This is a genomic window from Paenibacillus sp. FSL M7-0802, from assembly GCF_038004945.1.
Taxonomy (GTDB): Bacteria; Bacillota; Bacilli; order Paenibacillales; family Paenibacillaceae; genus Paenibacillus; species Paenibacillus polymyxa_B.
Genome location: NZ_JBBOSD010000001.1, coordinates 6,075,698 through 6,089,113 on the forward strand (window position 1 = coordinate 6,075,698; position 13,416 = coordinate 6,089,113).

The 13,416-nt window shown below is 40.7% G+C and carries 13 protein-coding genes and 2 pseudogenes; 5 read left to right on the forward strand and 10 right to left on the reverse strand.

Translation table 11 applies throughout. The features are described 5' to 3' along the window. Nucleotides 1-434: 434 nt before the first annotated feature. On the reverse strand, nt 435-623 hold the full coding sequence (locus tag MHB54_RS27630; RefSeq protein ID WP_149094206.1) for a hypothetical protein: 189 nt from the start codon (nt 621-623) through the stop codon (nt 435-437). Between the two features lie 90 nt (nt 624-713). Beyond that, nucleotides 714-1,010 (reverse strand): hypothetical protein, encoded by a 297-nt coding sequence (locus MHB54_RS27635; RefSeq protein WP_264453801.1) that lies wholly within the window; start codon nt 1,008-1,010, stop codon nt 714-716. Nucleotides 1,011-1,572: 562 nt separating this feature from the next. On the opposite strand from MHB54_RS27635, the gene MHB54_RS27640 reads away from it, so the two are divergent. Continuing rightward, a complete protein-coding gene (locus MHB54_RS27640; protein WP_044645949.1) occupies nt 1,573-1,791 on the forward strand; it encodes a helix-turn-helix domain-containing protein in 219 nt (72 codons plus the stop codon). Between the two features lie 89 nt (nt 1,792-1,880). On the opposite strand, the gene MHB54_RS27645 is transcribed toward MHB54_RS27640, so the two are convergent. Continuing rightward, nucleotides 1,881-2,159, reverse strand: coding sequence for a DUF6809 family protein (locus tag MHB54_RS27645; protein WP_076295897.1), 279 nt, complete (start codon nt 2,157-2,159; stop codon nt 1,881-1,883). 168 nt (nt 2,160-2,327) lie between these two features. On the opposite strand from MHB54_RS27645, the gene MHB54_RS27650 reads away from it, so the two are divergent. Then, nucleotides 2,328-2,492: a helix-turn-helix domain-containing protein gene (locus MHB54_RS27650; RefSeq protein ID WP_319640948.1), complete on the forward strand. Its 165-nt coding sequence runs from the start codon at nt 2,328-2,330 to the stop codon at nt 2,490-2,492. Here the strand turns inward: MHB54_RS27650 and MHB54_RS27655 are convergent. Both MHB54_RS27655 and MHB54_RS27665 read right to left on the reverse strand, forming a co-directional pair. Next, nucleotides 2,491-5,088, reverse strand: a pseudogene (locus MHB54_RS27655) (Tn3 family transposase); the annotation flags it as partial. The gene MHB54_RS27650 and the pseudogene MHB54_RS27655 sit on opposite strands and share 2 nt — an antisense overlap. A gap of 396 nt (nt 5,089-5,484) precedes the next feature. Then, nucleotides 5,485-6,606 carry an NADH-dependent flavin oxidoreductase gene (locus tag MHB54_RS27665; protein ID WP_076295893.1) on the reverse strand — a complete coding sequence of 374 codons (1,122 nt, stop codon included), beginning with the start codon at nt 6,604-6,606 and terminating at the stop codon, nt 5,485-5,487. 169 nt (nt 6,607-6,775) lie between these two features. Between MHB54_RS27665 and MHB54_RS27670 the strand changes: the two genes are divergently transcribed. Then, nucleotides 6,776-7,204 carry a MerR family transcriptional regulator gene (locus MHB54_RS27670; RefSeq protein ID WP_264453802.1) on the forward strand — a complete coding sequence of 143 codons (429 nt, stop codon included), beginning with the start codon at nt 6,776-6,778 and terminating at the stop codon, nt 7,202-7,204. A gap of 299 nt (nt 7,205-7,503) precedes the next feature. Here the strand turns inward: MHB54_RS27670 and MHB54_RS27675 are convergent, their stop codons facing one another. Then, complete coding sequence (locus MHB54_RS27675) at nt 7,504-8,709, reverse strand: MFS transporter (RefSeq protein WP_264453803.1); 1,206 nt, start codon at nt 8,707-8,709, stop codon at nt 7,504-7,506. Between the two features lie 187 nt (nt 8,710-8,896). Between MHB54_RS27675 and MHB54_RS27680 the strand changes: the two genes are divergently transcribed. Beyond that, nucleotides 8,897-9,499, forward strand: coding sequence for a TetR/AcrR family transcriptional regulator (locus tag MHB54_RS27680; RefSeq protein WP_076295890.1), 603 nt, complete (start codon nt 8,897-8,899; stop codon nt 9,497-9,499). 249 nt (nt 9,500-9,748) lie between these two features. Here MHB54_RS27680 and MHB54_RS27685 read toward each other — a convergent pair whose 3' ends face one another. Continuing rightward, on the reverse strand, nt 9,749-10,573 hold the full coding sequence (locus MHB54_RS27685; protein WP_264453804.1) for a MerR family transcriptional regulator: 825 nt from the start codon (nt 10,571-10,573) through the stop codon (nt 9,749-9,751). 131 nt (nt 10,574-10,704) lie between these two features. Between MHB54_RS27685 and MHB54_RS27690 the strand changes: the two genes are divergently transcribed. Continuing rightward, the gene (locus MHB54_RS27690) at nt 10,705-11,526 is read left to right on the forward strand and encodes an NAD(P)H-binding protein (RefSeq protein WP_264453805.1); all 822 of its coding nucleotides are present in this window, start codon (nt 10,705-10,707) and stop codon (nt 11,524-11,526) included. Between the two features lie 176 nt (nt 11,527-11,702). On the opposite strand, the pseudogene MHB54_RS27695 reads toward MHB54_RS27690, so the two are convergent. The 3 genes and pseudogenes from MHB54_RS27695 to MHB54_RS27705 all read right to left on the reverse strand — a co-directional run. Further along, a pseudogene (locus MHB54_RS27695) lies at nt 11,703-11,792 on the reverse strand (alpha/beta hydrolase); the annotation flags it as partial. Then, nucleotides 11,773-12,624: a 3-methyl-2-oxobutanoate hydroxymethyltransferase gene (gene panB, locus MHB54_RS27700; protein ID WP_264453806.1), complete on the reverse strand. Its 852-nt coding sequence runs from the start codon at nt 12,622-12,624 to the stop codon at nt 11,773-11,775. The pseudogene MHB54_RS27695 and the gene panB, both read right to left, overlap by 20 nt. 15 nt (nt 12,625-12,639) lie before the next feature. Continuing rightward, nucleotides 12,640-13,416 (reverse strand): AraC family transcriptional regulator, encoded by a 777-nt coding sequence (locus MHB54_RS27705; protein WP_023988507.1) that lies wholly within the window; start codon nt 13,414-13,416, stop codon nt 12,640-12,642.

Consider the following 13,416-nt stretch of genomic DNA (forward strand, 5'->3'; position numbering starts at 1 on the left):
ACGACCGCGCGTAAGATATCTATGTCATTCGCATGTTTTTGAAGGAACAACAGGCTATTCCAGTGATTCCCGGAAAGAAAAATCGCCGAGTCATCCCTTGCGGTGGAGTAATATTTGGAAACAGTTCGGCAGAATCGTCAGATTGGCTTTGTACGTCGGGAAGCAGCAATAACTAAAAAGGGTGGAATTGATAAACTATATCAATTCCACCCTTTTTTTGTGTGACGAGTTCAGTCTCTTTTCTTGGTACCGCTTTTTACTGTGAAAAACAACAATGATAAGAAGAATAGAGCCTGTGAAGTTTTAACCATCAACCGGATTCCTTCACCTGAATCTTTTATATCAAACAGAATATCAGCTATGGATACCAAACCTGTAGTAATAAGTATAATCAATGCGAGTATGTACACGTTTAGTCCCCCTTTTGTTCGGTTTTACAGCAGGAAGAAGACAATAGCTCTGGATGCGGGTTCGGCCAACCATGCAGGCAACCCAACATATTTTAAGGCGTAAGCAAGACCGTCCTCTGCTGTGCCTGTGAAATCTACCATGATATCCAAAGCTTGCATTATTACTTGATAGCCAAGATAATATTTCAAAGTTTCTTTTGCACCGTCGGTCAAAAGTGGTATCTTATCTACATAAATTTTTATCTGTTCATTCCAAGCACGTGATCCAATATTCTTTAGTTTAGAAATTAATTCTAACGCTACTTATTTTGCGAACTTTGATCTCCAGCCTTGTGTACTTACTTCCCCAGATGGACGTTGAGCATCGACCATTCCAAGATTAGTGCCTACAGTTTTGAAAAGGTCATCATAATCAACTTGTCTTAATTCTTGCTCTACTCTTTCATCAACAATTCCATTTTCCAAGTCTATATTAGTTACTGAAGTTATAGAAGATTCTACGTTGTTTGCAGCTTGAGCATTGGCTAAAGCAGGAAGTGTAAACGATGACAACATAAGTGCTGATAATGACGCGATACCCAATTGCTTAAACTTTTGCATAAAATCAATCCTCTCTTCATATATTTGGTATTTTAATAAATATACTAACATTAATTATATATACTTGTAAAATAGAGAGATATAGTAGATGATTTTTCCTGTAATAATATCTATTCATAGGATTTGGATAATAAATGGTTATTATAACCTGTGAAAAGAGACTGTTTATTGAATGATTTTTGACCGAATGATGGCCGTTCGTTAGACTTTCAGCGTGATATATTTGTATCATGGAAAATCAAATAAGGATCACACCACAGCTTTCGAGCCTCGGTGAACCAGGTCGGCCAATGTGCCGGCCTTTTGATTTTTCAACAAAACCATATTAGGAGAACATAAATCATGTCTACAGAAGCAAGTGCAGTAAGAAACGGTGCGTACGCATATTTGGTAAATATATTGAGTCTCAAAATCATATACTTCAAACAATAAATGGATGCGCATACGTCTGTTCCCTTCTTGCTCTAAACCTAAATGAAATCCTTCGACTAAATAGCGAAATATTCGCTAAAAATAAATAGCGATTATTTCGCTGGGATATTCTTGGTTTGGAGGTGAGAAGATGTACCAAAGAATCCGAGATTTGCGTGAAGATAGAGATTTGACTCAAACCCAAATGGCTGAATATTTGAATTGTAGTCAACGAATTTATAGCAATTACGAACGCGGCGATGTTGATATTCCTACAAGGATTCTAATCAAACTAGCTGATTTCCATAACACAAGCACAGACTACTTGTTAAACAGAACGAAACAAAAAAAACCTTATCCGGCAGGCTAGCTACTTTTAGAAATAAAAAAGGTAACTCCTCATGAAGGAGCTACCTTTCAAAAATTTTTATAATCGCCCCCTCCAATCTTCTGAACTACCTATTTTAACCCTTCTTTCCCGTCAAATACTTCAATCATTATTAGTGCCCCCATTTTATAACCCTCAATATAAGCCGAAGCGGACAATAAGGAAATTAAAACATCTTGTAAATCAGAAAGTTCTTCAATTAATTTGTAATCCTGTTCTGGCAATTTTGTTTTGAGGGCTTTCTCAGCATCAGCTATTCTCTGAGAGACCAGTTCAAACTCAGTGTCTTTCGATTTGATTCGTTCACTTGGGTTACATTTTCCGTAATAAAAGTTCTCCAAGATACTCATGATCTACTCCTTCTTGATATGTATTATTAACCCTCCGACTAATTTTAGCGAATTATTCGCTAAAAATCAATAGCGATTATTTCGCTAAGATATTCTTAGTTCGAGGTGAATATGATGTATCAACGGATTCGAGATTTACGTGAAGATAAAGATTTAACTCAAACTCAAATGGCCGATTATCTGAATTGTAGCCAGCGGATATACAGCAATTATGAACGTGGGGAAATAGACATTCCAACGGAGATCTTAATTAGACTAGCTAATTTCCACCATACAAGCACAGACTATTTACTAAATAGAACAAACCAAATAAAGCCCTACCCGGCAGGATAACAGCTTTACCGAGTTCCCCCAAGGCTTGATAAGTCGGATGCTTCAAATTGTTTCGTGTAAACCGTTTCAAGATCGCTTCCGTCTCGGCGGTACCGAGACGCAACGCAGTAGCGTACTTCATCATTTGATCGTATTGCTGGCGGATCAGCTCCCAGTTGATCGGCCTCGTAAGAACCAGTTGCAGGTTGGAATAAGCATCGGCCATGCCGGGTTCGGGCCGATACAGTTTCTGTGAATGGATCGCCTTAAGACGCGGCATGAGCTGGTAGCCTAGCAAATAGCAGAAGGCAAACGCGACTTCGCTCTGTCCATGTGAATCGACATAGTTCTTCTCGACTTCCATATCGGTACAGTGACGAAGCAATCCCTCCATCATGGCGGCGACTTCCGACGAGGAACATGATTTGAGCTGCGAGTAAATGCACGTTGAATTTTTCTCGACATGCCAGTAAATCATCACGCCGCGGCCTCGGTACCGGATGTGCCATTCCGTCATGAGATTCTGATCCCATGCGCCGAATTTCTTGGAGTCTGACGCGCAGGACGTGGTACCCTCGCCCCAAACCTCTTGCATCCTCACCTTGAAAATGTGGTTGACGACATCAGCTATGGCATTTCGCAAATTGTCTTTATGAATGAACTTCCTTCGCACATAGAGCAGGTCCTTATATGACTCGCCATGATCCCCGGCACTCACACGTTTCAGTCCAGTGTTGGTGCCAAGTCCATAGAGTGAGAGAATCAATCTTTTTTGCAGCGTGTCCCTATCCAGGATTTCTCGATTAGCAACCGTCTTAAATTGCTCCGTGAAGCCGATTCGAAGATCCGCTTCTTTCATGATGTCGAGCAGGCTCGTCATCGGCCAGCGCCGCAGCATTTCGCCTTTCAATCGAGATAAATTCATCGGCTCCGCTTGTGGCTCCAGTGGGGAAACAGCAATCCAACCGCCTGCTTTTTCTGTAATGCGAACTTTTGGATTCTTTGGCATCCCGGCGTTTAGCTTCTCCAGGCCCTCGTTCATCGTTTGTTTCAAAGTAGCAATGAAGGATTCCGCATCGAGCGGTTGCTTCAAGGCTTTGTAATTTTCTTCTCTGCGTTCTTCAAAATCGGCGGGCAGGTCCTCGTCCGGATTACGGTACCGATTCGCCCCAACCACCCAAATTTCTTTGCAGCGTAATTTATCGCGAAGAGCTTGCAATGCGCTAATCTCGTAGTTAATCCGATTGATGCGTTCCTGATCTTTATCGTCTTTCTCGACTACGATTTCTCGATTCACGCTGCGAATAACTCCCTCAATCGGAGTGTCCTCGGAGACGGGGAAGTAATGCAACCCCGAGTCCACGTATTTTTGGATCAACTCTAAGGCGCGGATCACCGGTCGATGAACTTCGTTATTGGATCGAAAATAAAGGATGCTTAAAATTTCCGGAACCATACGGCGATAGTGGCTTCCATACGAAGCACGAATGACGGTATGGATTTTCTCGCGGTATGCCGGGCCGGTATGTTTAAACTCCTTGATTAAATCCTTCAAGGTCTGCTCACTAACAACTGGGAAAATCACGTCGCGGATAATACCTTCCGGATTATCGACGGCTTTTTGGGCCAAGTTGAATAAAATACCGTATTTGTTACTTACCCGCCTGAGATCATTAAATATTTCCTTCTCTACTTTCCGTTCAGCGCGAACGCTGATCCGGTGAATGATCTGCACTAGCAAGTCCACGAGGTTATCAGTGATTTCCTGACTTCGTATCCAGAAAAACGTGCATAACAGCGCATAGCGAATCGGATCGGGGTGTCGGCGCAGTTCCCGGATGTCCTCTGTCGAGACACGCTGCCTGTATTTTTTCAATATCTTGTGTGGGGTATCCCGGAAGAGATCATCCGGAAGTTCCAAGTGTCGAAGCGCACGTAATTTTTGAACTTCCTTCATTACGCTTTCTAAACCCGGCCTTCCTGGATCGGCCTTTAGCTCATGAAACGAAACTTGGCCGTTGTCTTCAAAGGCATATCTTCACCAGTATCATCGAGCATAGCGATGCTTTCAATGAGGGCATCCAATTTCGCTGGTGATGAAGGAGGCAGTTTCAGGATTGTCGCTTGGAAAAAATTTTCTTCGTGGGTATGAATGGCGGAACGGATCAGACGTTCAATACGTTCAGGTGACGGTGGTTCTACATTCAGTTCCCGGGAACCGACCGTAAACCGATTCCTTTATATGTTCCCACTCCTGGCTACGATGAAGGACATGCTGGCATAGCCATTCCGACATCTCTTGTGAATCTTGAACGGTATTTTCTCGAAAACCAAAAAATTCTCGGATTTGAGCGCGGTGATATTTGATCATCCGACCGTTCCAATCGTATTGTGCATACAGTTCTGCCGGCACTTCGATTTGCTTGGCGATGTATGAAATGACGGCCTTAGGAACTTCAAATTTATGGAACGGAAATCGCGCCTCGTATTGGAAGAACTTAAACATGACTGCGAAACCGATCCTCGTCTCACTGCTCTTATTCCCTATTTGCTGCATTTCGTTCGGGAGATAGGTAAAATGCTCAATCAGCTCGTCCAGTTCCCAATTTCGCTTCATGTAATCCCCTCCGAATAAAGTTCCTATTACTGTGAGTATCGGAACTTAGCGCTTGAAATAAGTATATCCAAGCTGTATATTTTAGACAATATGAGTCTCAAACAACTCGAAGTTCCATATACAAAAATTAATTCGGAACTTTTATTTATTCATGGGGACTAAGCTAACGGGCAGTTTAACGCAACAATATTCTGGAGCAGTAGCCTTAGATTCAGGTTATTTAACGACCCCGATTTGCAAAGGCCTTCAAGATCGAAACATTCGCAGTATGTGTGTCCGCAACAGTAAGAATTGCCCTACCGAACTACGGATGGACGGAGAATTAGCAAAAGAAACCCGAAGTCTCATAAAAGACGTGGGTTTCTCGTCAATCTGAGTAGCCTTTAGGACTACTTTTTATTTCCCAATATTAAACCAACCGGGCATTGCTTGAATTACATTCCAAAGTTTTTCTGGAATATTAAGCTGGTTGAGTTTCGAAACGTTCAACTCAGAATCTACCTCGGCTTCACGTCCATTTGCGACCTTTTCAACCCAGTTAGGATCCATAATTAACGCATGCCCAATGGCGACTAGCGGCAATCCTAATTCCGCAGCTTGAAGAGCATCATCCGGTGTTAGTATGGAACCAGCAGCCATCACAGGTATCTTACCGTTTGCTCTTTCAAGAATTAATTCAAGCCGTGTTTTTTCATCTTGACTATCTACTGGCTTTGAAGACACATTATCTAATGAAGCATGAATATAATCTAAATCCTGTTCAACAAGGAAATCAATTAATTCATACGTGTCTTTCATACGTAATCCGTCCACTTTGTGGGATTCTTCAGGGGAAAGCCGGAAACCAATCATAAATGGTTTTGCAGCATGTTTTTCAATGACATTTTTGATTTCGTTAATAATCGCCAATGGAAAACGCAAGCGATTTTCAAGTGATCCTCCCCATTGGTCCGTCCGTTGATTCGTTGCTGGCGACCAGAAGTTTTGAATTAAAAATCCATGTGCCCCATGAATTTCGACGCCATCAAATCCGGCTTCAATCGCTCGTCTTGTTGTATCTCCAAAAGCACGTACAATCGACAAAATCTCCTCATGTGATAGTTCTCTTGTTTCTGGCGTTGAACCTAAATTAGTAATTTCGGGTTGCAATGCACTCGCACTAACTGCATCCAAATCGGGCAAAGCTTTATTGCCAGCATGAAAAATCTGTAGGATCGCTGGAGAGCCTCCACTTTTCGCTGCTTCAGCTAATTTTCGTAAACTTGGAGTAAATTCATCATTGTACCCAGCGAATTCATTCGTAAAACCCTGCCCATTAGGTGTAACATGAGTACACCCTGTAATGACGAGTCCTACTCCATTCACTCTTTGTTTGTAATACTTTACTTCGTCATCCGAAATGGTAAGATCGTCATTGCTTGACCAGGTGGTCATAGGTGCCATAACGATACTATTCTTCATTGTTATTCCACTTCTGAATGTGAAGGATTCAAATAACCTACTGTATTTTTGATTCATTTCCTTAACCTCGCTATCATATTTTATTTTCTGTTTCAGTGTAATTGGTTACCGTTACAGTAGGTCAAGGATTTATTTTTATATGATTACATGTAGAATTGTTGTGTTTTCGATCTTTTCATGATATATATTTAGTTACAGTAACTGTAACTAAAGGTGGGACAAATAGATGTTATATTCAATGACATATGTAGTGGAGAATTTAAATGTATCTGCAAAGACACTTAGGTTTTATGAAGAGCAGGGGATATTACCAAATATATCTCGTGACGAAAAAGGTCGTAGAGTTTATAACCAACAACAAATAGATTGGATTTCTTTTATTCGTTGTCTCAAAGAGACAGGAATGCCTCTTTCAAAAATCAAGGATTACAAGGAACTTTATGAATTGGGAAATAGCACCTATTTGCAAAGAGAAGAAATGTTGATGCATCATAAATTGGAAGTTCAGAAGAAAATTGACGAAAGTCAAAAACACTTGGAAGAAATAAACTATAAACTAGCCATGTATGAACTTCAGAAAGAAGAGGTTATGAAAAACCCCAACTATAACTTTAAATGTCACGGTCACGGCCTGGAGATTAAGATGGTGAATTAATGTAATGTACTTGCGCTAACGGGAAACGATAGTTCAATCTCCAACTAAGACTAGGCTGCCGATCAATGTCGGCAGCCTAGCTCTGTCTTTGCACATTAACGTAAACAACCCAACAAGATAAATGTAGGTTTATTCCATACGTTTGAGACGCAGGAATTTCTCCAATCATAGCGAAATTCCCAGAACTTATATTTAACATATTTATCCATCTACTTTGCCCCTGGTGACAGCGACGCTGGTACTACCCCTAGAAGTCATAACAAGCGAATTTTTTAAACAAATTCTCACTAATTACCAGATTACTGTGGAGGGAACGAATACTTTTTGCCACCCCAAGCCACGAGAAGCGCAAGGAATAAGAGTATGAATAATGCCCATGAAAATGATCCCGCACCAAAAGTATCAAGTAAAATACCCCCAGCCATCCCGCCGCCAGCGATAGCCAGATTCCATACGGTCGTGTTAATCGGCATGACCATATCCACTTTGCTCTCCCCTGCAGCCTGAGCAAGCGCCGTTTGCAATAGCGTTGCTGCGCCGCCGAAAGTTAACCCCCATACCGTAACAATGATATAGATCATAAGGACATTGGAGTTGCTAAAGCTCATGGCAATAGAAATAAAGACGAAGGAAATAAGACTAATAAGGACAAGCTTACGCAGCCAACGGTCGATGAATACGCCCGTTATCCATATACCTACGAGAGCAGCAATGCCAAAGAAAGCCAGCGCCAGCCCCACTCTCTCCCCCATCCCATTGGCCGCAAGAAATGGAGCAATATAAGTGTAAAGAATATTATGGGCTGTCATCCAGGTCAGTACAACCAATAGTATGGGCCGAATCCCCGGTGTAAGGAAGACTGCATAGATCGAAGTTTGCTTATCGGAGGACTGTCCCGGATAGTCCGGCACCTTCCAAAGCACCCACGCGAGCAGTATAACAGTCAGTAGCGACATGATTCCAAAAACAGAACGCCAACCCATAAGGTTCCCCAGAAACGTTCCCGCCGGGACACCAATAGCCAAGGCGATGGGCGTTCCAACCATGGCAACCGCCATCCCCCTCCCCTTCAATGTAGCAGAGACCATGCGGAGAGCGTAACCGCCGATCATTCCCCATAGAACTCCAGCCGAAACTCCTGCCAGTAGACGAGCAGCCAGCGTCAGTATGTAGCTGGAAGAAATTGCAGTGATACTGTTAAAAACCAGGAATCCGCAGATAGCCAGAAGTAACAGCGGACGCCTCCGCCATTGGCGGGTAACTATAGCTACAGGGATGGCGGCCACTAAGGAACCGATAGCATACACGGTGACCAATTGACCGGCCATTGCCTCTGAAATATGAAGCCCCTTACTTATTTGCGGAAGCAAACCAGCCGGAATCGTTTCTGTCATAATACAGATGAATCCTGTCATAGCCAAAGCGAGCAGGCCAAGCCAGGGAAAGGACCTAGAGGAAGCGGAAGACGCGATCTTTGCAGTAGTAGAAGAATTATTGCTGGACATTAGCGCAGCTCCTTAATATCGATTTGAAAACAAGTTCAAGCGGAAGACCAAGCAAATGTGCCAGTGATTTGACCTCCTTACATTTATTTATGGATCGATCATTCCATATTTTAAAGAGACCTCCCGCTCTTGTCAATCACTTTTGGATCGATTAGTATATAAGTACAAGGTAAAAGGAGGCTACTCCATGGTTAGAACCGGAAGACCACGTAAATTCAGTCGCGACGAAGCGATCTCCCAAGCTATGATGTTGTTTTGGGAGCATGGATTTGAATCAACCTCTTTGGCTCAACTCAAAAAGGCGATGGGCGGCATCTCCTCAGCCAGCTTTTATGCAGCTTTTGAATCAAAAGACGCATTATTCAAAGAAGCGCTGGACCAGTATTTGGCTACATACGGACAAGTATCGACAAGCCTTACAAACTATTCCCTTTCATCGCGCACAGCTATTGAATTAGCCTTAAGAAGTTCAGCAATCATGCAGACTGAGCAGACCCATCCCTTGGGTTGTTTAGTCATATTCTCTGCAAATACTTGTTCGCCAGAAAACACTCATATTCGAGAACTATTGATCAGGCAAAGAGCAGTGACTAGGAACAAGTTCTATGCTCGTATTGAGCGAGCTACCAAGAACGGAGAACTTCAAGAATCCACAAATGTTAGCATGTTAACCACACTATTCGTTACCTTTCTGGAAGGTATATCTACGGAAGCCAGAGATGGTGTGTCCCTAGACAACATTGATGCAGCCATAACTAAATTGATGGAGCTTTGGGATACTTGTGCCTGAGAATGGCTCAGTTTTCATAACCCATAAGGGCATGCCAATAGAAAAAGGCAATCTCCGAAAAAGGAGATTGCCTCTCTACCCACCTCTTCAACAACGACTAACAAACCTGTATCTATTTTTATGCAGAATTCCGTCTGTACAGGAAAATGTTTTATTGGGATGCATGGATGTTTAACCAGCAAGAAAGTTTGATTTGCCGTGAGTATTATATACAGTAAGTAGAGAAATGGGTTCTCTTTGTTTTCTAATCTACATCTTTAAAATTTGAACAGAGATCTCAATTAAATACTCTTCATAACCTCTAACTGAAAGATCATCTAACAAAACATCCTCATAAAAAAATCCCTGTAATTCTATGCTCTTATCTTTAGCATAACTTATTATTCGATCATAAGTGTCACATACGCTTGAGTATCCCTCTGTATGGTACACGATTAAATATGTTCCTTTTTCTCGCTTGAAATTTGAATAATGTGATTTTTTACTAACTCTAGTAAAAAGATAATCATAATTGAATGTTTCATTTGCTAAGACTCTTGTAGTATCTCTCATCCAGCCTACTGTATGGGAAGCATCAATACTATAAATGTTCAAGTACTTTTCGTGTTTTATCATAGAATCGTAAATGCTTTTATCATTTGTGTAAGGATCAGCCTCTGTTACTACCAAAAACTCCTCCTTTTTTTCCTCAATAATAATATCAGTTGAAATGATCTCAGTTGCTGCTTGGGTAATTCGTTTCTTCTCTGATATTATGCTTTTCATTTTTTGCAGTTGTTTAATTTTTGAATTCAGCATTGCCTCTTCTTTCTCAAGTAGGACAATGAGCTCCTGAGGTGACCTTTTATTTAAATACTCTTTTATCTCTTTTAATGGCATTTCTAATTCTTTAAGTATTGAGATCACTTTAAAAACATCAATTTGATTAATTGAATAATATCTATACCCATTTTCAGCTTTAAATTCAGGAGAAAGAATTCCAAGTCGATCATAGTGAAATAAAGTATCCTTGCTAATACCCATCACTTTTGCAAATTGTCCTGACGTTAAATGAGTTTGAACATTATTCTCCATGAAATCCCTCCTTGACTATGGTGTTACACCACACTTTATTATAACCAAGTAACCTTCAAATAGCAGTAGACCATGAGGAGTATCTAATCGAAAGTAATACCTAAATAATTAATCTTGGGAGGATATAAGGAATGAAAGTTCTAGTTACAGGAGCAACAGGAAGTGTGGGAAGTCATATTGTTGAACAACTACTTGCAAAAGATATAGAAGTAAAGGCATTGTCAAGGAAGGAAAGCAACTTACCTAAAGGAGCACAAGTAGTTCTAGGGGATCTTGATATTCCCGAAACTATAAAAGCACATCTCCATACTATAGATAGCTTGTTTCTGATCACTCAGAGTGAACAATCGGACGAAAAATTTATAAAAAACAAAAGAATTATTCAGATGGCAAAACAAGCTAATGTTGCAAGAATTGTAGCCCTGTTAGATTTTGAAGGGAACCCAATTGAGGACGTTATTAAAAATAGCGGAATGGAATGGACTTTACTAAAGCCAGTGGAATTTATGAAAAATGCACTTTACAGTGGTTGGACAGAATCAATCCAAAAAGAAGGGATTATTCGTACGGCTTTCCCCGATAGTTTAAGCGCTAGAATTCATGAAGCTGATATCGCTGATGTCGCAGTAAAGGCACTAACAGAAGAAGGCCATGATAAGCGGACATATGATTTGACAGGACCAGAAGCATTGTCTCCAAGAAGTATGGTTAAACAAATTTCTGTAGTTATAGATAAATACATTGATCTTGTTGAAATTACAGAAGAACAAGTACAACAAGATTGGAAAAGCAAAGGCTATGACAATGAATTTATTGAATACTTTATTATAGGGATTGGGAAAAACCCTCCTAAAGGAGCCTATACCGTTCTACCGACAGTAGAACAAGTTACAGGCAAGCCAGCCAGAACATTTACTCAATGGGTTAATGAAAACAAGCATTATTTTGTATAACCCCTTATGTACTTTTACTAATTACCTAACGGAAAACGCTAGTTGAACCTAACACTAGTTGAACGAGGAATGGCAAAGAGTAAAACGATACTACATTAGACTGATGATCCAAGTAATAGAAACAGCGGCAGCCATGGACGGAAAAATAAAGTCCTAGACTACCGCTGTTTTATTGAACTCAGTAAAACCGCACCTGTAATTTCGTTAGCCAGATTTTTTCCATGTTCATAAGGGATAATCGGATCTTCAGTACCGTGAATCACCAGCCTTACCTCCATAAAGTACTTTCAGTTCCTCTTCCTTCATCGTAAAAGTATGTTTTTCTTCAGGAAACCGTTTATTCTTCACATCAGCAGTATAAGCTTGAATGGACTCCAATATAAACGGATTCAGCAAATGGTATTGTTTCACAAACTTAGGAACCCGTTCAACACCATAGCCTAAAATATCATGATATACGAGAACCTGGGCATCCACATCCAATCCAGCACCAATTCCAATCACCGGAATCGAAAGGGCTTTGGTTACTTCTTCTGCAAGTTGTCTTGGAACACATTCCAAAAGAAGAGCAAATGCTCCAGCCGCTTCACATTTCTTAGCATCTTCCAGCAATTTTTTAGCGGCTAATGCATCTTTTCCCTGCACCTTATATCCGCCTAAAACTCCAACAGTTTGCGGAGTCAGTCCCAGGTGGGAGCAGACAGGAATTCCTGCTCTTGTCAGGGCGGCGATATGTTCGACGACTTCATCGGCACCTTCCAGCTTCACCGCATGGGCACCGGCATCTTGAACTAATTCCCCAGCATTGATTAATGTATCTCTAACAGACAAATGATAGGTTAAAAACGGCATATCCGTAATGATAAATGTATCCTTCGCTCCTCGTTTAACAGCTTTCGTGTGGTGAATCATGTCTTCGATTGTAACTGGAATTGTTGAATCGTAACCCAGAACAACCATTCCAAGCGAATCACCAACCAATATGACGTCAACGCCCCCTTGTTCTGCAAGCTTTGCAGAAGGATAGTCATAGGCTGTTAACATGACAATCTTTTCATTGTTTTGCTTCATCTTCAACAAATCTGTAGTTTGTTTCAACGTATTCCCTCCTCCTCAATTTAAATGTGACATATATTCAAATGCTGTTGTTCCATATACACTTTTAAAGTGTTTATTTAAATGGGTTAAATCAACAAAACCACATTCTGCTACTGCTGAATAAATATCTCTATTTTTTTCTATTAACTGCTTTGCACGTTCGATCTTGCAGTTAAGAAAGTATTGGTATGGTGAAATTCCAGTATGAGCATTGAATAATCGGATAAACTGAAATTTCGATAAATTAAGCTCTTTACATATCTCGTCAAGTTTAAGTACATGTTCTAAGTTGGTATGAATCATATCCTTCGCTATTCGAATTAACACGTTCTCTTTCTTATTGTCTGTAGAAAGATTGGTTTGAAAAAGGCTATCCGTCAAGGATAAAAGTAATTCGCTACACAAAGCCTCATCTTTTTCGCTTAAGATAGCCTTAGAAAGACTTAATATTTTTTGTTCAAGGCTATAGTCATACACAATTGGCGTTGAAAACCGTACGATATCCTTGTGCTCAATAATCTCCAAAAGCAATTGTGGCTCAATATATAGCATGACATAATCAAGCCCCACCTTATTATGTGCCATTCCGTCATGCGCCTGTTCTGGATTAAAAAGCATCACACCATTTTGATAGGATAACTGTAAGCTGCCATCCAAGGTATACTCTTGAATTCCACGCAATGTTACGCCTATTGCATACTCCATGTGAGAGTGCTTCTTATACTTAAATTCAGAAAGACTTGCTGATAATGCAGTAATACCTGCTGATTTCTTATAGATAAATTTGTCCAT

Coding starts and splice junctions, on each gene's coding strand:
- MHB54_RS27635 (WP_264453801.1), bottom strand. CDS start 1,010: ATGCAAAAGTTTAAGCAATTGGGTATCGCGTCATTATCAGCACTTATG.
- MHB54_RS27640 (WP_044645949.1), top strand. CDS start 1,573: ATGTACCAAAGAATCCGAGATTTGCGTGAAGATAGAGATTTGACTCAA.
- MHB54_RS27645 (WP_076295897.1), bottom strand. CDS start 2,159: ATGAGTATCTTGGAGAACTTTTATTACGGAAAATGTAACCCAAGTGAA.
- MHB54_RS27650 (WP_319640948.1), top strand. CDS start 2,328: ATGGCCGATTATCTGAATTGTAGCCAGCGGATATACAGCAATTATGAA.
- MHB54_RS27665 (WP_076295893.1), bottom strand. CDS start 6,606: ATGAATCAAAAATACAGTAGGTTATTTGAATCCTTCACATTCAGAAGT.
- MHB54_RS27670 (WP_264453802.1), top strand. CDS start 6,776: ATGTTATATTCAATGACATATGTAGTGGAGAATTTAAATGTATCTGCA.
- MHB54_RS27675 (WP_264453803.1), bottom strand. CDS start 8,709: ATGTCCAGCAATAATTCTTCTACTACTGCAAAGATCGCGTCTTCCGCT.
- MHB54_RS27680 (WP_076295890.1), top strand. CDS start 8,897: ATGGTTAGAACCGGAAGACCACGTAAATTCAGTCGCGACGAAGCGATC.
- MHB54_RS27685 (WP_264453804.1), bottom strand. CDS start 10,573: ATGGAGAATAATGTTCAAACTCATTTAACGTCAGGACAATTTGCAAAA.
- MHB54_RS27690 (WP_264453805.1), top strand. CDS start 10,705: ATGAAAGTTCTAGTTACAGGAGCAACAGGAAGTGTGGGAAGTCATATT.
- MHB54_RS27705 (WP_023988507.1), bottom strand. CDS start 13,416: ATGGACAAATTTATCTATAAGAAATCAGCAGGTATTACTGCATTATCA.